Below are 18,880 nucleotides of genomic sequence, written 5' to 3'. Positions count from 1 at the left end.
TTGTCCCTATTCCTTATCGCGGCCCTTCCCTTCCTTGGTGCTGTATTTCCCGCACTGCTGATCCGCGCGGGCCGAAACGCTGCCGCATCCGCAGCCGGGTTGACCACATTTCTGGCCCTGATGGGGCTGCTGATCCACATCCCTTCGGTCATGCGCGGAGACGTCGTGACTGCCCGGTTTGACTGGATACCGAGGTTGGGCCTGAACGCGAATTTCATGCTGGACGGGCTGGGATTTCTTTTCGCCTTGCTGATCCTCGGCATTGGATTGCTCATCATCCTCTACGCACGGTTTTACCTGTCGCGCGAAGACCCGATGGGGCAGTTCTATACCTACCTGCTGCTATTTCAGGGGGCGATGGTTGGTATTGTCCTGTCCGACAATATCCTACTTTTGATTGTTTTCTGGGAACTTACATCGCTCAGCTCATTCCTGCTAATCGGCTATTGGAAACATCTGCCCGATGGCCGTCAGGGCGCGCGCATGGCCTTGGCCGTCACCGGCTCGGGTGGGTTGGCGATGATCGCCGGGATGCTGATCCTCGGCAATATCGTTGGGTCCTATGACCTGAGTGTCATTTTGCAGAGCAAGGAACTGATTCAGGCGTCCCCCTACTACCTGCCGGCGTTGATCCTGATCCTGCTGGGCGCTTTCACCAAGTCGGCACAGTTCCCGTTTCACTTCTGGCTGCCCCATGCAATGGCCGCGCCGACGCCGGTATCGGCCTATCTGCATTCGGCCACCATGGTGAAGGCCGGTCTGTTCCTGATGGCGCGGATGTGGCCGGTTCTGGCGGGAACAGATGCCTGGTTTTACATCGTGGCCACAACTGGTCTGATCACCATGCTGCTGGGTGCGGTCATCGCGCTGTTCAAAGATGACCTGAAGGCGCTGCTGGCCTTTTCGACCGTATCCCATCTGGGCCTGATCACCATGCTGTTGGGCTTTGGCACTAAAATTGCCGCCGTGGCCGCCATTTTCCACATCATCAACCATGCGACCTTCAAGGCCGCCCTGTTCATGACCGCCGGGATCGTGGATCACGAAACCGGCACGCGGAACCTGAAACGGCTGGGTGGTCTGCGTCATCTGATGCCGATCACCTTTACCATCGGCACCATCGCGGCCCTGTCCATGGCGGGTCTGCCGCCGCTGAACGGCTTTTTGTCGAAAGAGATGATGCTGGAAGAGACCGTTCACACCACTTGGTTGCATTCACATTATCTGGTTCCGGGGCTGGCACTTTTAGCAGCGCTGTTCTCGGCCGCTTATTCTTTCCGCTTCGTCAGCCATGTTTTCCTTGGACCCAAGCGAGACGATTATCCCAGCCAGCCGCATGACCCGCCTGTCGGGCTGTGGTTGGCACCCGCACTGCTGGTTGTACTGGTCGTCCTGATCGGCCTGAATTCCGCCACGATCGTTGGCCCCCTGATCGCCGTGGTTTCCAGCGCGGTGATAGGCGGCGAGAAGCTGCCGTATTACTCGCTCAAACTGTGGCATGGCTTCACGCCTGCACTTTACATGTCGGTTGTTGCGACATTGGGCGGCCTTTTCCTGCTGGCGCTGCACAAACGCGGCGAGCAGGTCTGGAATGCCCTGCCCCGGCCCGAGGCCAAGGTAATCTTTGAGGCTATCATCGACGCGCTGACCAGGTTAAGCCGCTGGATCACCGACGAGATGCATAACGGTGTTCTCAGCCGCTATGCGATCATCTTCGTCGCTTTCACCGTGGGCCTTGGTTATTACGCCTATTCGACAGGAACCATCGGCTTGGAAACCCGCGTTCCGCTGCCAGCGCAGATCATTCCGATCATCGGCTGGATTTGTCTGGTGGGCGCAACGCTTGGTATCATGTGGTTCCACCGGAACCGCCTGTTGTCGCTGGTGTTGATCGGCGTCGTGGGCCTGATCGTTTCCATCGCGTTCAACTATCTTTCCGCTCCGGACCTTGCCCTGACGCAAATCTCGGTCGAGGTGGTAACGATGATCTTGTTGCTGCTGTCGCTGAACTTCCTGCCGACCGAGACGCCATGGGACAGCAGCGCAGCGCGGCGATGGCGGGATGCCGCGATTTCCGTCGTTGCCGGTCTTGGCACCGGCGCGCTGGTCTACGCGATGATGATGCGCGATTTTGCATTTCCAACGATTTCAGAGTTCCATCTGGCCAATTCCTATAAGGGCGGTGGCGGCACCAATGTGGTCAACGTGATCCTGGTCGACTTCCGGGGTTTTGATACGTTTGGAGAGATCATCGTGCTGGGCATTGCCGCGCTGATTATCTTTGCGCTGACGGAATCCGTGCTAAGCACCAATGTCCGCAGTTACCTGCTGAATCGCAAACCGCACTGGCCCCAGTCCGGTGATTCACACCCGCTGATGATGGTTGTGGCGACCCGCGTGATGATGCCGATTGCGCTGATGGTCGGAGCCTATATTTTCTTCCGTGGGCACAACCAGCCCGGCGGCGGATTTATCGCCGGGCTGATCGTCGCTATCGCCTATCTGATGCAATACATGGCCAGCGGCTATACTTGGGCGATTGAGCGGCAGCGGTTTTATTACCACGGCACCATTGGCTGGGGCGTGCTGATCGCTGCGGCCACGGGTCTGGGGGCCTGGTTCAATGAACGCCCCTTCCTGACCAGTGATTTTGGCTATCTCCACTGGCCCCCGCTTGAGGAATTCGAATGGGCCACCGCCATGCTGTTTGACACGGGCGTGTTCCTTGCGGTTCTGGGCGCGGTAATGCTGGCGCTCGACAGCCTGTCCCGCTTTGCATGGCAACCCGGAATGGCACAGGAATTTCCGATGGATATCAACCCTCTGCGGGACTCTCCACCGGAACAAGAACAAGAGAAGGAGCAGGCCTGATGGAAGCGCTCGTAGCCTCTGCCGTCGGTATCTTGACCGCTGCCGGAATATTCCTGATCCTGCGCCGCCGGACGTTCCCTGTTATTCTGGGCCTGTCGCTGATTACTTACGCGGTCAACGTGTTCCTGTTCGCGACCGGGCGCCTTGCGCTGAACGCCCCCCCGGTTCTGAACAAATACAAGGACGTCGCTTATACCGATCCTCTGCCACAGGCGCTGGTGCTGACCGCAATTGTGATTTCCTTTGGGATGACCGCGGTGATCGTGATGATCTCGCTCAGCGCGTACCTGTCCTCCAAGGATGACCATATCGACATGACAGCGCAGGACAGCGTAGATGCAGCAGGAGAAGACGCATGAACCACTGGATCGTTGCGCCGATCGTCCTGCCCGCGATCCTGGCTCCGTTTAACATCATGGTCCTGCGATACCATCTGGATTTGCAGCGCATCTTTTCGGTTGCCGGTGTTGTAGCCCTGTTGGGTATCGCCTTGACGATCACGGCACAGGCCTCGGGCGGAGATATTCAGGTATACGAGCTTGGCAACTGGCCTGCCCCGTTTGGCATTGTCATGGTGCTGGATCGAATGTCAGCCATGATGGTTTTGCTGACAGCTCTGCTTGCCCTGCCGATTGTGCTTTACGCCATTGCAACAGGCTGGGACAACCGGGGCAAGCATTTCCACGCCCTGTTCCATTTTCAGCTTATGGGTGTCTGCGGCGCTTTCCTGACCGGAGATGCCTTTAACCTTTTCGTGTTTTTCGAAGTTCTGCTGATCGCCTCTTATGGCCTGATGACCCATGGTGGCGGTGCGGTGCGGTTGAAGGCGGGTGTGCAATATGTCGCTTACAACCTGTTGGGATCGACTTTGTTCCTGTTTGCTTTGGGCACGATCTATGGCGTGACTGGGACACTGAACATGGCAGATATCGCCTTACGGGTAGCAGAAATCCCGGCCGAGGATACGGCATTGCTGCGGGTTGGCGCGGTTCTTTTGCTGCTGGTCTTTTGCATCAAGGCCGCCGTTCTGCCCCTGCATTTCTGGCTACCTGCCAGCTACGCCAATGCGCCAATGCCCGTCGCGGCCCTGTTTGCAATCATGACCAAGGTCGGGGCTTATTCGATTCTGCGGATGTTCACACTGGCCTTTGGCCCCGATGTCGCCGCAACACAGGGACTGGTGGGTGCGTGGTTGCAACCTGCTGCACTTGTCACTTTGGCTGTCGGGGCTATCGGCATTCTGGGGTCAAAACACATCGCCCGCATGGTGGCGTTCTGCGCGATTGCATCCATGGGCACCCTGTTGATCGCAATCTCGCAATTCACGCCTGATGCAACAGCCGCGGCACTGTACTATGTGTTCCATTCGACACTGGCGACAGCCCTGCTGTTCCTGGTTGCCGATCTGGTGATGGCGCGGCGCGGCGGGGCCATCGCACCAACGCCACCCATGCCGCAAAGCGGGCTGGTGTCCGCGCTGTTCTTCGTGGGGGCGATTGCGATGGCGGGGATGCCGCCCTTGTCCGGCTTTATTGGCAAGCTGCTTGTGCTGGACGCCTCGCGCGATGCTTCGGATGCCACGACGGTCTGGGCCGTGATTCTGATCGGCTCGTTCGTCACAATAATCGGGTTGGCCCGAGCCGGAACTTTGATTTTCTGGAAAAGTTACGACACTCAGGCTGTTCCGATAGCTGAGCCAGCGGAAAATGAAGCTGCCCCTGCACCGGTCGCACCTGAACCGCAACCCGGTCTGGCCTTTACTGCCGTGTTTGGCGCCGTAGCCGGCCTGATCCTGCTGACATTGTTCGCGGGTCCTGCGCTGGAATATACAAGCCAAACCGCAGGGCAGCTGTTTATGCCCGAAAACTACATCTCCGCCGTATTGGGAGGGGCCGAGTGATGAAACTGCTACACCGGATTTTTCCGCACCCGCACCTGACCATTTTGTTGACGATCGTCTGGATTCTGCTGGCCAACAGCCCGTCACTGAATTCTCTGGTCTTTGGCCTGATCCTTGGAATCATCATTCCCTTCGTCACACAACCTTACTGGCCCGACAGGCCCAAGCTGCGCAACTGGCCCATGGTCGCCGAATACATGATCGTGGTGCTGTGGGATATTGTCGTTGCAAATATGACGGTGGCCCGGATCGTCCTCTTCAAACGCAATGAAGACCGGCGGCCCAACTGGGTTAGCATTCCGCTGGAGCTTCGGACACCCGAGGCCATAACCGTGCTGGCCGGAACCATCACGATGACGCCCGGCACCGTCAGTTGCGACCTGTCGGCACAGGGGCACAATCTGCTGGTTCATTGCCTGGACGCGCCGAACCCGGATCAGGTGCGCGACGAAATCAAGCAACGCTATGAACGTCGCCTGAAGGAGATTTTCGAATGATCGAATACGCAATCTACTTTGCATTTGCCTGTTTCGGCGCGGCGATCATGATGTGTCTGTGGCGGATCATTACCGCGGACGGCGTTGGGACACGGGTTCTGGCTCTGGATACGATGGTCATCAATACGATTGCCCTGATGATCCTTTATGGCCTGTCGAAAGGGACCGAGATTTTCTTCGAAGCGGCGATGATCATCGCGATGCTGGGTTTTGTCTCAACCGTGGCTTATGCGCGCTTCATGCTGCGCGGCAACATCATCGAATGAGGGCGATATGACATTCCTTGCAGAGCTGCTGATCGCCGTTTTCCTGATAGTCTCGGGTATCTTCGGGTTTGTCGGGTCCTTCGGCATGATCAAGTTGAATGACCCTATGTCGCGCCTTCACGCGCCGACCAAAGCGACAACTTTGGGTGTGGGCGGGGTGTTGCTGGCTTCGATCACCCATTCCGTTCTGCTGGAAGGCAAACTGTCGCTACACGAGCTTCTGATCACGCTGTTTCTATTCCTGACGGCTCCGATCACGGCCCTGTTCATTGCAAAATGGCACATTCACCGTCATGAACTGCCCAGCGACCTGCCCGATGCTGGCGAGGATGAGCTCTGGGCCACCCACGCGGTCGAGCAGGTCGAGGATGTTCCGGACCACAGCGCGAATTAACACAAATGCACACATCTCCGCTGCCCCTGACCCGTGATCTGGTTTTTATTGGCGGCGGCCACACCCATGCCCTGCTGCTGCGCAAATGGGGAATGAACCCTTTGCCCGGCGCGCGGGTAACCGTGATCAACCCCGGCCCCACTGCCCCCTACTCAGGAATGTTGCCCGGATATGTCGCCGGTCATTACGACCGGTGGGAGTTGGATATCGATCTTGTCAGATTGGCCCGTTTCGCAGGTGCACGTGTGATCTTGGGTGCGGTCAGTGGCATCGACACCGAAACACATGAAGTGCACGTCCCCGGGCATCCTCCGGTAGGCTTCGATGTGGCTTCGGTCAATGTAGGGATCACGTCGGACATGCCCGCCCTGCCGGGCTTTGCGGAACATGCAGTGCCAGCCAAGCCGTTGGGACCTTTTGCTGCGAAATGGGCCGAGTATCTAAAGGGTCAAGGGCCGGCCTCGGTCGCTGTGATCGGCGGCGGCGTCGCGGGCGTCGAACTGGTCATGGCGATGGCGCACGCGTTAAAGGCCAGGGGGCGGGCGGCACAGATTACCCTGATCGATAGTGCCTCGGCCCTGACTGCAACCAAACCCAAGGCGGCGGCAACAATCCGGATTGCAATGCATGATCTTGGCGTGGAGGTGATCGAAAACACGGTGATCACCCGGATCGGGCAGGATCACGTGGAACTACAGGACGGGCGCACAATTCCGGCTGGTTTCGTGACCGGTGCCGCCGGAGCACGCGCCTATGACTGGATCGCAAATACAGGGCTTGACCTTCAGGACGGATACATCCGCGTGAACAGCTACCTGCAATCCAGTGATCCGGCTGTGTTTGCCGCCGGGGATTGCGCCCATCTTTCGGAAAACCCCAGACCGAAGGCTGGCGTCTATGCGGTGCGCGAAGCGCCGGTTTTGTTCGATAATCTGCGCGCAGCGCTCGGCGCGGGACGGATGCGAAAATACACACCGCAAAAAGACTATCTCAAACTGATCTCACTAGGTGGCAAGTCTGCACTGGCCGAGCGTTTGGGAACATCGTTCAGCGGCCCGTTGATGTGGGCCTGGAAGAACCATATCGACCAGAGTTTCATGAAAAAGTTTCGCGACCTGCCGCGAATGACACCGCCCGCCCTGCCACGCGACCGGGCCGCTGGGCTTGATGGGGTTTTGGGTGAAAAGCCCATGTGCGGAGGATGTGGAGCAAAGGTCGGGCGCGACGCATTGCAAATCGCCCTGAAATCCCTCCCCGCCCCTACTCGTACCGACGTCGCTACCTTGCCCGGCGACGATGCCGCGCTATTGCAAACGGGCGGAGCGCAGCAAGTCATGACGTCCGACCATCTGCGGGCTTTCACCAACGATCCCGCACTGATGACTCGTGTTGCCGCGGTTCACGCCCTAGGGGATATCTGGGCCATGGGGGCCGCGCCTCAGGCGGCCACGGCAACGATCATCCTGCCGCGCATGTCCGCCCCCCTGCAAAGCCGCACAATGTCCGAAGTCATGTCAGTCGCGAGTGACGTCATGCGCGCTGCGGGCGCAGAAATCGTGGGCGGGCACAGTTCAATGGGCGATGAGATGACTGTTGGTTTCACGCTGACTGGCCTGTGTGAGGCTACCCCGATTACATTGGCGGGCGGGCAGCCGGGAGATCGCCTGATCCTGACCAAACCCTTGGGAAGCGGAGTTCTGATGGCAGCGGAAATGGCCGGTCTTGCCGAAGGGGCCTGGGTCGCGGCAGCCTACAAACATATGACACAGCCGCAGGGCGATGCAGCCCGCATTTTGGCCAACGCCCATGCGATGACCGACGTGACCGGGTTTGGTCTGGCCGGGCATCTGCAAGGCATCTGCGACGCATCGCATTGCGGCGCCATGCTTGATCTGGACGCTGTAAAGGTTATGGACGGTGCTCTTGCGCTGACGGATCAGGGGGTCCGGTCAACGATTTTTGCTGACAACAGCGCGATTGCGCCCAATCTTCCGTCCGGGGGCAAGGCGGCGCTGCTTTTTGATCCGCAATCAGCCGGGGGCCTGCTGGCCGCCGTGAATGCGAAGGACGCCGATACTCTTCTGCAAGATCTTCTGGACGCGGGATATCCGGCAATGATCATTGGCCAACTGACCAGCACACCCGGCTTGCGCATTCACAGCTGATCCAGCAGGCTTTCAATTTGCGCGGCCGCGTTGCTCAGCCCCGCATTGTCCAAAGTTGCGATATTGAGATTGGCCAACACCTGTACCGGGCGGGATTGCCGGGACTTGGTGTATGCGGGATCATAATGCTGTTCCATCAACGCCTGTGTCAGCGCCTGTTTTTCATCCGCATCAATCAAGCGCAGCCACCCGTCCACGACCTCATGCCCGCGATGGAACCGCAGCGGTGATAACCGGTCCCGCAATCGGTCACTGTCAGACAGAATGTCGTCATAAGCCCGCACCAGATAGGCCGAACGTGCTTCAATCGAAGCCGTAATGTTCACACGCGGAGCCTTGCACAACGCGTTCCAAAGGCTGGGAGGCAGGATCAAGCTGCCAATTTTGGATGATTCCGCTTCGACCACGACTGGACGCGCCGGATCCATTGAACACAGCGCAGCAGACAGGGCAGATTCAAACCCCTTCTGACTGGGCTGCCCCCCCGGCCTTTCGCCCAGCAAGGACCCGCGATGGTTGGCCAGCGCTTCAAGGTCCAGAACCTGTACGCCTTGTGCGTTCAACAAAGCCAAAAGATCGGTCTTTGCGGTGCCCGTGTAGCCATCTAGCGCGGTCAGCCGATGTGGCAAAGGATCATCGTACAAATAAGCGTTCACCAATCGACGGTAGGTACGATAGCCGCCGTCAACCACTTCGGCGCGCCAGCCAATTTGCTGCAACATCCATGTGAATGATCCGGAACGCTGTCCACCGCGCCAGCAATAGACCAAGGGGCGCCACGCTCCGTCATGATGGCTGAGGTGATGTTCGATGTGATTGGCTGCATTGCGGAACACCAAAGCAGCGCCCAGCTTGCGCGCCAGAAAGGGGCTGTCCTGTACATAAATGGTTCCGACCCGGGCGCGTTCCTCGTTGTTCAGCACAGGCAGGTTTATTGCACCCGGCAGATGATCTTCGGCAAACTCGGCAGGGCTGCGAACGTCGATCACGGTATCATAGCCGTGCGCGTAAAGTTGGGTCAGGTCAGGAAATTTCAGAGCCATGCCGAAGGTCTAGCTTGCCGCGTTTCCAAAGAAAAGGTCACGCGTCACAAGGTTCGATCAGCTCTGGCCCGCTGGCCCGGTTCGAGTTCACCGCAGGCCCGACCCGGTGGAAGGTCAACACATCCTCGTTCCCTGGCTGCATCAGCCGTGCGGCCCCTTTTCCGGCTTCACCCAACCACAATGGCCAGTCTTTGGATTCTACGATCAAGGGCATTCGCTGATGAATGACCTCAAGCCTTTTGTTGGCAGCCGTCGTCACGATAGCACAGGTGCCCTGCCGTTCACCTTCAGGACCCCAGTCCTGCCAGACCCCGGCAAAAGCAATCGGAGCTTTGTCCTGACGGTGGATATACCAGGGCAGGCGCGTTCCCTGTTTCGTTTTTGTCCATTCATAGAACCCGGTCGCTAAGATCAGACAGCGGCGTGTCCGGCAAGCATCGCGAAAGGCGGACTTGTCCGCCAGGGTCTCGGCCCGGGCGTTGATCAGCAACGGCCCCGCTGTTTCGGTCTTGTACCAATGCGGCAGGAATCCCCACCGCAGCGCGTCCAGATGGCGCCCTGTTTCGCCACTACGCACGACATGTACCTGATTTGTCGGACAAACATTGAAATTCGGCACCGCAGGCAGAGCGTTTGCCGGGCGCGCCGAAAACAGCTGTGCCATTGCGTCGTTGGGAAGAGTTATTGCAAACCGTCCGCACATGGGTAATGAACCACCGATACATTCTTGATACAGGCACAGGATTTCACGGGGTCACATGGAAAACCAGACAACGCAATCCCTTAAGAGCAAAGCACTGGCCCTTCTGGACGCGGGCAAGCTTCCGCAAGCTTTGAAAAAGGCCCAGTTGGGTGTCAAGAAATTCCCAAAAGACTCGGATTATCATGCCATCGCCGGCTTTGTCTTGACCGAGATGAAGCAATACAAGAAATCAATTCCGCATTTTATTGAAGCCTCGCGGATGAAACCGGACGACCCGCAGTTTGTCGAAAACCTGGCGAATGCTTTGATGCAGACCCGGCAGATTCCCAAGGCCCTCGAATATACCGAACAAAAACTGGAACTATTCCCCAACAATCAGGAACTGAACCGCGTTCTGGATGAAATTCATCTCAAGGGCACCAACTGGCGCATGATCATTGAGCATGCGAGCAAAAAGCTGAAAAGTGATCCCGACAATGTGGATCTTCTTGAAAAACGTGCACGAGCCTACGCCAAAGTTGGATTTGACGATGAAAACTCGCGCGATATCGCGCGCGCCTACGAGTTGGCCCCCGAGAACACAAAGATTGCTTTTCATAAATCCGTCAATCTGCACCAAAGCGGTGACAAGCGCGGGTCCAAGGCGATTCTGAAGCGCATACTTCAAAATGAACCTGGGCACGTGTCGGCGTTGCTGCAATTGTCGACAATGGTATCAGCTGAGGACGCTTCGGAACTACTAGAAGCCGTTAATACAACTATCTCCGACAGAGGAGATAATATTTTGGAGCTTCAGTTCGCAAAGGCACATCTGATTTCGACGCTAGACGGGTTGAATGCCGCCATGCCGCATTACGCGCGGGCCAATGATATTCAGCACCAAGGCAACCCTTATGTCTCGGCCGATGAAGAGGAAAAACTGTTCCGGATCACCAGCTTGTTTCCCGTTGATGCCGAAGCACCAGAGTCCGGCTTTGCCGAGGGGCCAACACCAATCTTTGTACTGGGTCAGCCCCGCTCGGGCACGACATTGATGGAAATGATGTTGAGTTCAGCCCCCGGAATATCCGGTTGCGGTGAACTGACTTTGGGGGCGGACCTGTCGCGTGAATATGAGAAAAAAGGCCAGAAGTACGACGTTGCCAAAGCGTCTGAACTCGCGCGGGAATTCCTCGAATTGATGCCGCCCATTCCGGGCGACTCTGTCGCCTTTGTCGACAAGATGCCGCACAATTATCAACGTATCGGCTTCCTGCTGTCTGCCTTCCCAAAGGCAAAGATTATTAATATGCTGCGCGATCCGCGTGATGTTGGATTGTCCAAATGGATCAGGTGTTTTCCTGCCGGTGGAATGCGCTATGCCTCGAATATGCAGGCCATCGCCCATTCGGCAAATATGTATCGTCGCTACATGGCACATTGGGATGCCGTGTTCGGCAATCGTATTCTGACGGTGCCTTACGAAGAACTGGTGGCAGACCCGAAAACTTACAGCCAGCAGGTCGCCGCGTTCTGCGATTTGGAGTGGAACGAAACGATGATGCACCCTGAAAAGAACACGAAACAGGTGCGCACGGCCAGCATTGATCAGGTGCGCAGCAAGATCTCGACCAAGTCTATCGGAGGTTGGCGCGGGGTTGTCGAGCATATCAAGCCGATGCTCGACGGGATCGACCCCGAACTCTGGCCGGAATACGATTTCAGCTGATCGGTTCCCCAAAAAGCCGCATCACGAGGATGCGGCTTTTTTCTTTGTCGTAAACCCAGTTATTTCTGCTTGATACGCCCGTCGACATAGGGCTGATAGGGCGCATTTTCCGCCAGGAATTCTGCGGTTACATCCGCAAGGTCCGGGCCGAAGTCATAGGCGTTCTTGTCGTCGCCTTCGAACATCTCGTACCCGTCACCGCCGTTGCGAACAAAGTTGTTGGTGACGACAAGGTAAGTCTTGTTCGGGTCGATCGGTATAAAACCGTCACCGTCGGCAACCATCACCTCGCTGACGCGTCCTTCGTTCGGCGCAACGCTTGGGTCCCAGGTAAAGCTAAGACCAGCGACCTGCGGGAAACGACCTTTCACTTCTTCCACCTGACTAACGCCATTCTCCAGCGCGTCAATGACACCCTGTCCGCTGATTTCGAAGGTCGACAATGTGTTCTGGAAAGGTAGTACAGCCAGAACTTCGCCCATGGTTACATCGCCAGGGTCGATGGACGCCCGCAACCCACCCGAGTTGGCAATGGCGATTTGAACGCCCTGATCCGCCACGCGCGCCAGCATCGCATCGGCGACCAGGTTGCCCATCTGGCATTCCTGCACGCGGCAAATAGAGCGATCCCCTTCAACAGCTTCCGCAGCGCTTGCAACGACCTTGTTACGGATGTCATCCAAAGGCACCGCCAGTTCCGCAATCCTGTCCAGCGCGGCCTGATCCTCGGTTACTGCGTTGTCCATGATCAAAGGCTCGCCAACTGCCTCGACCACTTTGCCGTCGTCATCGAAAGTGACGTTCAACTCGCCCAGAAACTTGCCATAGGCATAGGCCTGAACGATCTGTACGCCGTTTACCACCGTTGGGTACGGACCTGCCGCCTTATCCGACACATTCGAAAGATACGTATTTGAATGTCCGCCGACGATCACATCAACGCCGGTCGTCTCTTGCGCGACGCGCTGATCGACGCCATAGCCGGAGTGGCTGAGAACGATGATCTTGTTAACGCCCTCACCCGTCAGTTTATCGACTTCGGCCTGCACGGCTGGCACCGGGTCCGAGAACGTGACGTTGGGGCCGGGCGAGGCAAGCTCATCCGTGTCGATTGGGGTCAGACCGATCAGGCCGATCTTTTCGCCGCCCACCTCGATAACAGTCGATTTCTTGATCCTGTCCGTCAAAAGCTCTTCGTCGCGAATATCAGCGTTGGACATCAGGACCGGGAAGTCGACCGAGTCGATGAACCCCCGCAACACTTCGGGGCCGTCATCAAACTCGTGGTTGCCAACGGTCATGGCGTTATAGCCCAGCTTGTTCATGAACTCGGCCGCGACCTTGCCCTTGTAATAGGTATAGAAAAGGGACCCCTGGAACTGGTCACCTCCATCCACCAGAATCGAGTTTTCTGCGCGCTCGCGCGCATCGGCAACTGCCGTAACAAGGCGCGCCGAGCCGCCAAAGCACTTACCTTCCGCATTGTCTTCCGCACCGCATCCGCTGTCGTATTTGTTGATCGGCTCAAAGCGCGAATGGAAATCGTTGGTGTGCAGAATTGTCAGCTTGTAGTCGGCTGCTGCGACGCCCGCAGTCAGGCCCACCACCGCAACCGAAGTTAAAAATCGGGTCAACATCTTGGAACTCCCTATTATTATTGCCGGGGATCGTGCGCTTATGTCGACTGAGAGTCAAAGGAGAAATCCAGCTTGATTCCAAGCGCCGTGCGGGGCATCAGGTCATCATGCTGATCTACAAGATTTTCCGAACCGACGAATGGGCTGAACTGCAAAGTCTGGGCGCCACAGACGGAGCACCCATTGACGTGTCAGACGGGTTTGTTCACTTTTCCACCGCTGAACAAGCGGCTGAAACCGCCGCCAAGCATTTTGCCGGCGTTGAAGGGCTTACACTGTTGGCATGTGATGCCGACGCCATGGGCGATGACCTGAAATGGGAAGTGTCGCGAGGAAACGCCCTGTTTCCGCATCTGTATCGTCAGATCAGGTTAAGCGATGTTGTCTGGGCGCGTCCGCTGCCTTTTGTCGGTACGGCACATCGGTTTCCCGAGGACATGGCATGACATCCTATGTCGATCCGGATCGCGCCCAGTTCGAGGCGTTCAAGGCCCTGGACCGCGACCAGCCGATCGAGATGCTCAATCTAGTGAAGTTCCGCGCCGAGGCGCAGTATCCCAGTTCGCATGAATTGGCCGGCGCAGGGCTGACCGGGGCGCAGGCCTATCAGAAATACGGGACTGAAACCGCCGCAATCATTGGCCGTATCGGGGCAAGCATCCTGTGGCGGGGTGTATTTGAAACGACTCTGATCGGACCGGCTGATGAGGTATGGGATGCCGTCTTTATCGCACGCTATCCGACTGCATATGCGTTTCTTGAAATGGTGACTGACCCGGTGTACCGGGCAGCGGTGGTCCATCGGCAGGCTGCGGTAGAAACCTCGCGCCTGATCCGGTGCGGATCAAGCAAAAGCGGGAAAGCGTTCGGATGAAACTGACCGAGAAATTCGGGCTTGCAGCCCTGCACTGCATGGACCCCGAAACCGCCCACGGGATGTCGATCAGGGCTTTGAAGGCGGGGCTTGCGCCTGCGCCGGGGCCGGTGACAACACCGCGTCTGAAAACCAGCCTTGCAGGTTTGGACCTGCCTAACCCGGTAGGATTGGCCGCGGGCTTCGACAAGAACGGTGAGGTTCTGACGCCGCTGTCACGCGCAGGATTCGGCTTCATCGAAGTCGGCGCCGTCACACCGCGCCCCCAACCGGGAAACCCCAAACCCCGCCTATTTCGCCTGACCGAGGACAAAGCGGCGATCAACCGTTTTGGCTTCAACAACGAAGGCATGGAGGTGATGGCAAAACGGCTTGCTGATCGCCCCAAGAATGGGGTGATCGGCCTGAATCTGGGCGCTAACAAGGACAGCGAGGATCGCGCGGGTGATTTCGTCAAGGTGCTGGCGCATTGTGCCGCGCATCTGGATTTTGCCACGGTCAACGTGTCATCCCCGAATACGGAAAAGCTGCGGGATTTGCAGGGCAAAGCAGCGCTGAGCGCACTTTTGAACGGTGTGATTGAAACCCGGGATGCGCTGCCTCGTCCGCTGCCCATCTTCCTGAAAATCGCGCCGGACCTGACCGATGCCGAGTTGCAGGACATTGCGGAGGTTGCGCGCGAGACCCGTGTGGATGCCGTGATCGCCACCAACACCACCCTGTCACGCGACCGGCTGCGCAGTTCGCACAAAGGTGAAACCGGCGGGCTGTCCGGCGCACCGCTGTTCGAGAAATCAACACGTGTTCTGGCGCGGCTCAGCCAGTTGACCGGGGGTGACATTCCCCTGATCGGCGTCGGTGGCATCAGCAATGCGGAACAGGCCTATGCCAAGATCTGCGCCGGGGCATCTGCTGTGCAGTTCTATACGGCGATGGTGTATGGCGGCATTTCTCTGGCGGCGGACATTGCGAACGGGCTGGATGAACTACTGGCCCGCGACGGCTTTGAGAATGTAGCCCAAGCCGTCGGCAGCAAACGAGAGGACTGGCTATGATCGAATATTGGCACAACCCGCGCTGTTCAAAATCCCGCGCGGGTCTTGCATTACTGGAAGAGAATGGCGCACGGGTCACGGTGCGCAAATATCTTGAGGATGCACCATCAATCGATGAGCTGCGAGCGGCACAATCCGCCTTGGGGCTTTCGCCCGTTGAGATGATTCGTACCGGAGAATCTCGGTTCAAGGAACTGGGGCTGACAAAGGCTTCGCCAGACGACGCCCTGATCCGGGCCATGGCTGAAAACCCGATCCTGATTGAGCGTCCGCTTGCAATTGCGGGGGATAAGGCCGCCATAGGGCGTCCGCCGGAAAACCTTCTTGCGCTGCTCTAGGCCACCTGCGCCTCGAGCTTGGGATAGCGCCATCCCAATGTCACGCCACGTGCTATATTAAGCACCATCAACGCGGCCCACAGGCCGTGGTTTCCGAAACTTGGCACCAGAATGAACAGCGCAACCAGATAGATAGCGACCGATTGGAACATCGCGCTACGCATGGCGCGGGTCCATGTAGCACCTATGTAGATGCCGTCAAACATCCAGCTTGCCACGCCGATAACGGGTGCCAACGCGGCCCAGATAAGAAACTCGCGCCCGGCCTCGCGCACCTGCGGCGATGTTGACATGAGGTCGATCAACGCCGGTCCGGCGACAAAGAAAACCACACCCAGTAACAGGGCACCGCCAACACCCCATTGCGAAGTCATGACGGACGCGCGGCGCACCTGATACCTGTCTCTGGCACCCACCGCGCTTCCGACCAGCGCCTCGGCGGAAAAGGCGAACCCGTCCAGCGCAAAAGCTGTGATTTCTAGAAACTGAAGCAAGACCTGATTGGCCGCCAGATTGACATCACCCAGATCGGAACCGACGAAAAGAAAGGTCGTGAAGGATCCGGTTAGCAAAACCGACCGGATCATAATATCGCCGTTGACCTGCAACATCCGTTGCAGCCGAACGGCATCAAATACGCGGGCCCAGTCACGCCAGATTCCGTCTTCGAACCCGTCCCGACACAGCCAAAGGCCCAGCGCCAGACCCGTCCATTCCGCAATCAAAGTGGCTATGGCAACCCCTTCGACACCCCAGCCGAGACCAAGCACGAACCACAGGTCCAGAACGATGTTCAATCCGTTCATCCAGACCTGAAGAACAAAAACCCCACGCGTGCGTTCAACCGCAATCAACCATCCGGTAACCGCATAAAGCGCGATAGTGGCAGGCGCGCCCCAAATTCGAATCTCAAGATAGGCGTGGGCCAGCGTTTCGACCTCGGGACTTGCCGGAGATAAAGCGAACGCACCCGCGAACACAGCCACTTGGGTGAAAATAAAGAACAACCCGGCCGCGCCGCCAAGCATCAGACCACGCATCAGCAAAGCGCGGGTTTCAACAGCGTCGCCTGCCCCGCGTGCCTGCGCCGCCATCCCGGTGGTTCCCATCCGCAAGAAGCCGAAGATCCAGTAGATCGTTGACAGGATAACTGCGCCGATCCCGACCGCCCCGATAGGCGCAGCCTGCCCTAACTGACCGACAACACCGGTATCCACTGCCCCCAGAATCGGGACCGTGGCGTTCGACAGGACAATCGGCACCGCGATCTTCAGCACCCGTCCATGCGTGATGGGCGCCGAGGCGTCCTGCATGGTCAGCTCTTGTCTCTGGCTGGTTGCGGCATCAAGAAATGCCCCGAGGCCTGCGCAAACAGTTTCGCATGATTGTCCTGCCAGGCTTCAACCCGTACCGAGGCGTAACGCCGCCCGGACCGGCTGATAAACGCCCGCGCATAGGCGTCTCGCGGCAAGCCGGAACGCAGATAGTCGACGGTAAAGTCGATCGTCTTCGGAAACCGGATGCTTTCGTCTGACACGATGGCATCTGCATCGATCTCACCGTTTTCTATACTTGGGAATATGTGTTCCCAGCTCAGCGTGATAACGGCTGTCACTTCCAAAAAGGCAGCCGTCACGCCGCCATGAATTGCAGGCAGAAACGGATTGCCGATCAGCTTGTCATCGAAATTTAAAACGCCGGTCAGTTCATCCCCGCGCCTGTCAAAACTGATGTTCAGAAAACGTATATACGGTACGCCGTCGACAAGCGCACGCAGGGCTGCATCGCGGCGCTGCTTGACCACCTGCATCGGCTCGGGACGAGGTCTTGGCATATTACTTCCCTTCAACCGTAAAAGAGCCCGAGGCAGTCGCCACCGGCAGGTCCGTGTCGTTGTCCATTGCGGTGGCCCGCACGAAGGCAACGTTTCGCGTGATATGGTGACAGACGGCGTGCGCAGTAATCGTCTGACCTGGCGTCGCCGCGCGCATATAGTCTATCCGCAGATCGATTGTTGCGGTTCCTCCGGGGGCCGATGGGTGGCTCATCACCGCAGCACCACAACAGGTGTCCAGAATCGTGGATATCGCCCCCCCATGTATCACCCCTGTGCGCGGATCCCCGATCAGGTCTTCGTTGTAGGGCAAGGTTATCTCAGCCTCACCTTCGCCGATCTGCGTGAGCGTAAGGTTCAATGCCCGCGCATGGGGGATCGCCTCGATAAACTGGCGGGCTAAAACTGTCTTATCGACCATGGGTATGCGTCCTGTTCTCTGCACCGCCTTTATGAGCCGGTGTTCCGGTAAAGAGCAAGCCTGCCTGTTGCGCTTGGGATCGGGACCGCCTAGGTTGCTGACGAGGAGACCGGGAATGTCCAACAACCGTTTGTCATTCAAAGAAATGTGCGCCGAGTTTGACGTGACACCGCGCACCTTGCGCTACTACGAATATATCGAGCTTTTGCAACCGGACCGCGAAGGGCGTTCGCGCTTTTATGGGGCCCGGGAATGCGCGCGGATGAAACTGATCATGCGCGGCCGAAAGTTTGGTTTTCCTCTAGAAGAGATTCGCCAATGGCTACTGATCTATGAAGATCAGGGAAACGAGGCCCAGATGGCCACCTTTGTCGAAATGGCGGACCGCCAGATGAGTGAGCTTCAGCAGCAGCGCCAGCAGCTGGATGAGGCAATGGACGAACTCAAAAGCCTGCGCAACCAAACGGCCAAGTCGCTGGAATAACCTTTTCCGATATTTCATAACTAAGCATTGCAGGTGGCAGAACCTGTCAAAACCGGTGCGCATCCCCTTCAAGGCACCCGTTTATTCATGCCGGAAATTAGTTGACGTAACGGTAACAAAATTACGCCGGAAGCTGCTTACGTGCACGGATGTTACGTCAACTTAAAAGTGACGCAGCGTCTGGATTACGTAAACGTCACTCACATGTTGTAAAGCGCCCACCAACTGCGCAATTCATGTCTCATGACGCCAGTGACGAGAGTATGACGAATGACCGAAGATGTGATGACCATTCGCGAGATGTGCGAGACCTATGATGTCACACCACGCACCTTGCGGTTCTACGAGGCAAAGGAACTGCTGTTCCCGATCCGCGAAGGCCAAAAACGTCTGTTCACCAAACGTGACCGGGCGCGGCTGAAGCTGATCCTGCGCGGCAAAAGATTCGGGTTCAGCCTCGAGGAAATTCGACAGCTGCTGGATCTCTACCATGTGGGCGACCAACAGGTCACCCAGATGAATCGCACATATGAAATCGCGTGCGAGCGTCTGGCCGACATGGAATCGCGCCGCGAAGAGCTGACGCAGGCCATCGACGATCTGAAAGAGCAGTTGCGCTGGGGCGAGAAAGTCATCGCCTCAATGAAACAGGAAAAGAAGGCGGCCGAGTAACCTCGCCCTGCCTTCCGG

At 57.6% G+C, this 18,880-nt stretch carries 20 protein-coding genes; 14 read left to right on the top strand and 6 right to left on the bottom strand.

Annotated elements, in window-relative coordinates; translation table 11 throughout:
* Genes ACR0JI_RS00205 through selD form a run of 7 tightly spaced genes read left to right on the top strand, consistent with a single transcriptional unit; the run spans window position 1 to window position 8,093 of the window.
* Complete coding sequence (locus ACR0JI_RS00205; RefSeq protein WP_480492882.1) at window positions 1-2,871, top strand: monovalent cation/H+ antiporter subunit A; 2,871 nt, start codon at window positions 1-3, stop codon at window positions 2,869-2,871.
* On the top strand, window positions 2,871-3,230 hold the full coding sequence (locus ACR0JI_RS00200; protein WP_209503290.1) for a Na+/H+ antiporter subunit C: 360 nt from the start codon (window positions 2,871-2,873) through the stop codon (window positions 3,228-3,230). Before ACR0JI_RS00205 ends, ACR0JI_RS00200 begins: the two co-directional genes overlap by 1 nt.
* Complete coding sequence (locus ACR0JI_RS00195) at window positions 3,227-4,771, top strand: monovalent cation/H+ antiporter subunit D (protein ID WP_480473522.1); 1,545 nt, start codon at window positions 3,227-3,229, stop codon at window positions 4,769-4,771. Before ACR0JI_RS00200 ends, ACR0JI_RS00195 begins: the two co-directional genes overlap by 4 nt.
* The gene (locus tag ACR0JI_RS00190; protein ID WP_480473523.1) at window positions 4,771-5,268 is read left to right on the top strand and encodes a Na+/H+ antiporter subunit E; all 498 of its coding nucleotides are present in this window, start codon (window positions 4,771-4,773) and stop codon (window positions 5,266-5,268) included. The genes ACR0JI_RS00195 and ACR0JI_RS00190 overlap by 1 nt, the downstream gene beginning before the upstream one ends.
* On the top strand, window positions 5,265-5,534 hold the full coding sequence (locus tag ACR0JI_RS00185) for a K+/H+ antiporter subunit F (protein ID WP_209503286.1): 270 nt from the start codon (window positions 5,265-5,267) through the stop codon (window positions 5,532-5,534). Before ACR0JI_RS00190 ends, ACR0JI_RS00185 begins: the two co-directional genes overlap by 4 nt.
* A 7-nt stretch (window positions 5,535-5,541) precedes the next feature.
* The gene (locus ACR0JI_RS00180; RefSeq protein WP_480473524.1) at window positions 5,542-5,928 is read left to right on the top strand and encodes a Na+/H+ antiporter subunit G; all 387 of its coding nucleotides are present in this window, start codon (window positions 5,542-5,544) and stop codon (window positions 5,926-5,928) included.
* A 5-nt stretch (window positions 5,929-5,933) separates the two neighbouring features.
* Window positions 5,934-8,093 (top strand): selenide, water dikinase SelD, encoded by a 2,160-nt coding sequence (gene selD / locus ACR0JI_RS00175; RefSeq protein WP_480492880.1) that lies wholly within the window; start codon window positions 5,934-5,936, stop codon window positions 8,091-8,093.
* Here the strand turns inward: selD and mnmH are convergent.
* Together mnmH and ACR0JI_RS00165 are read right to left on the bottom strand one after the other, a co-directional pair.
* Window positions 8,084-9,136 (bottom strand): tRNA 2-selenouridine(34) synthase MnmH, encoded by a 1,053-nt coding sequence (gene mnmH / locus ACR0JI_RS00170; RefSeq protein WP_480492879.1) that lies wholly within the window; start codon window positions 9,134-9,136, stop codon window positions 8,084-8,086. The genes selD and mnmH overlap by 10 nt on opposite strands.
* A 37-nt stretch (window positions 9,137-9,173) precedes the next feature.
* On the bottom strand, window positions 9,174-9,839 hold the full coding sequence (locus ACR0JI_RS00165; RefSeq protein ID WP_480492878.1) for an SOS response-associated peptidase: 666 nt from the start codon (window positions 9,837-9,839) through the stop codon (window positions 9,174-9,176).
* 55 nt (window positions 9,840-9,894) lie between these two features.
* On the opposite strand from ACR0JI_RS00165, the gene ACR0JI_RS00160 reads away from it, so the two are divergent.
* Window positions 9,895-11,547 (top strand): tetratricopeptide repeat-containing sulfotransferase family protein, encoded by a 1,653-nt coding sequence (locus ACR0JI_RS00160; RefSeq protein ID WP_480492877.1) that lies wholly within the window; start codon window positions 9,895-9,897, stop codon window positions 11,545-11,547.
* 59 nt (window positions 11,548-11,606) lie between these two features.
* On the opposite strand, the gene ACR0JI_RS00155 is transcribed toward ACR0JI_RS00160, so the two are convergent.
* Entirely contained in the window at window positions 11,607-13,184 is a 1,578-nt protein-coding gene (locus ACR0JI_RS00155) for a bifunctional metallophosphatase/5'-nucleotidase (RefSeq protein ID WP_480492876.1), read from the bottom strand.
* A 107-nt stretch (window positions 13,185-13,291) separates the two neighbouring features.
* Here ACR0JI_RS00155 and ACR0JI_RS00150 point away from each other — a divergent pair, with 107 nt between their 5' ends.
* From ACR0JI_RS00150 to arsC, 4 genes are read left to right on the top strand one after another with little or no spacing between them, the layout of a single operon-like run.
* Window positions 13,292-13,630, top strand: a complete 339-nt coding sequence (locus ACR0JI_RS00150) for a DUF952 domain-containing protein (protein ID WP_480473530.1) — start codon at window positions 13,292-13,294, stop codon at window positions 13,628-13,630.
* Entirely contained in the window at window positions 13,627-14,058 is a 432-nt protein-coding gene (locus tag ACR0JI_RS00145; RefSeq protein WP_480492875.1) for a DUF1330 domain-containing protein, read from the top strand. Before ACR0JI_RS00150 ends, ACR0JI_RS00145 begins: the two co-directional genes overlap by 4 nt.
* Window positions 14,055-15,113 (top strand): quinone-dependent dihydroorotate dehydrogenase, encoded by a 1,059-nt coding sequence (locus tag ACR0JI_RS00140; RefSeq protein WP_480492874.1) that lies wholly within the window; start codon window positions 14,055-14,057, stop codon window positions 15,111-15,113. Before ACR0JI_RS00145 ends, ACR0JI_RS00140 begins: the two co-directional genes overlap by 4 nt.
* Window positions 15,110-15,451 (top strand): arsenate reductase (glutaredoxin), encoded by a 342-nt coding sequence (arsC, locus tag ACR0JI_RS00135; protein WP_480473534.1) that lies wholly within the window; start codon window positions 15,110-15,112, stop codon window positions 15,449-15,451. Before ACR0JI_RS00140 ends, arsC begins: the two co-directional genes overlap by 4 nt.
* Here the strand turns inward: arsC and ACR0JI_RS00130 are convergent.
* The 3 genes from ACR0JI_RS00130 to ACR0JI_RS00120 are packed head-to-tail and all read right to left on the bottom strand — an operon-like array spanning window position 15,448 to window position 17,706.
* Window positions 15,448-16,764, bottom strand: coding sequence for an MATE family efflux transporter (locus ACR0JI_RS00130; RefSeq protein ID WP_480492873.1), 1,317 nt, complete (start codon window positions 16,762-16,764; stop codon window positions 15,448-15,450). The genes arsC and ACR0JI_RS00130 overlap by 4 nt on opposite strands.
* 2 nt (window positions 16,765-16,766) lie before the next feature.
* Entirely contained in the window at window positions 16,767-17,285 is a 519-nt protein-coding gene (locus ACR0JI_RS00125) for a PaaI family thioesterase (RefSeq protein ID WP_480473536.1), read from the bottom strand.
* 1 nt (window position 17,286) lies between these two features.
* A complete protein-coding gene (locus ACR0JI_RS00120) occupies window positions 17,287-17,706 on the bottom strand; it encodes a PaaI family thioesterase (RefSeq protein ID WP_480473537.1) in 420 nt (139 codons plus the stop codon).
* Between the two features lie 115 nt (window positions 17,707-17,821).
* On the opposite strand from ACR0JI_RS00120, the gene ACR0JI_RS00115 reads away from it, so the two are divergent.
* Both ACR0JI_RS00115 and ACR0JI_RS00110 read left to right on the top strand, forming a co-directional pair.
* The gene (locus ACR0JI_RS00115; protein ID WP_480473538.1) at window positions 17,822-18,190 is read left to right on the top strand and encodes a MerR family transcriptional regulator; all 369 of its coding nucleotides are present in this window, start codon (window positions 17,822-17,824) and stop codon (window positions 18,188-18,190) included.
* 270 nt (window positions 18,191-18,460) lie between these two features.
* On the top strand, window positions 18,461-18,862 hold the full coding sequence (locus ACR0JI_RS00110) for a MerR family transcriptional regulator (RefSeq protein ID WP_209503256.1): 402 nt from the start codon (window positions 18,461-18,463) through the stop codon (window positions 18,860-18,862).
* Window positions 18,863-18,880 lie beyond the last annotated feature (18 nt).

This window comes from Ruegeria sp. N10, assembly GCF_056531545.1.
This window is presented reverse-complemented; position numbering and strand designations above follow the sequence as displayed.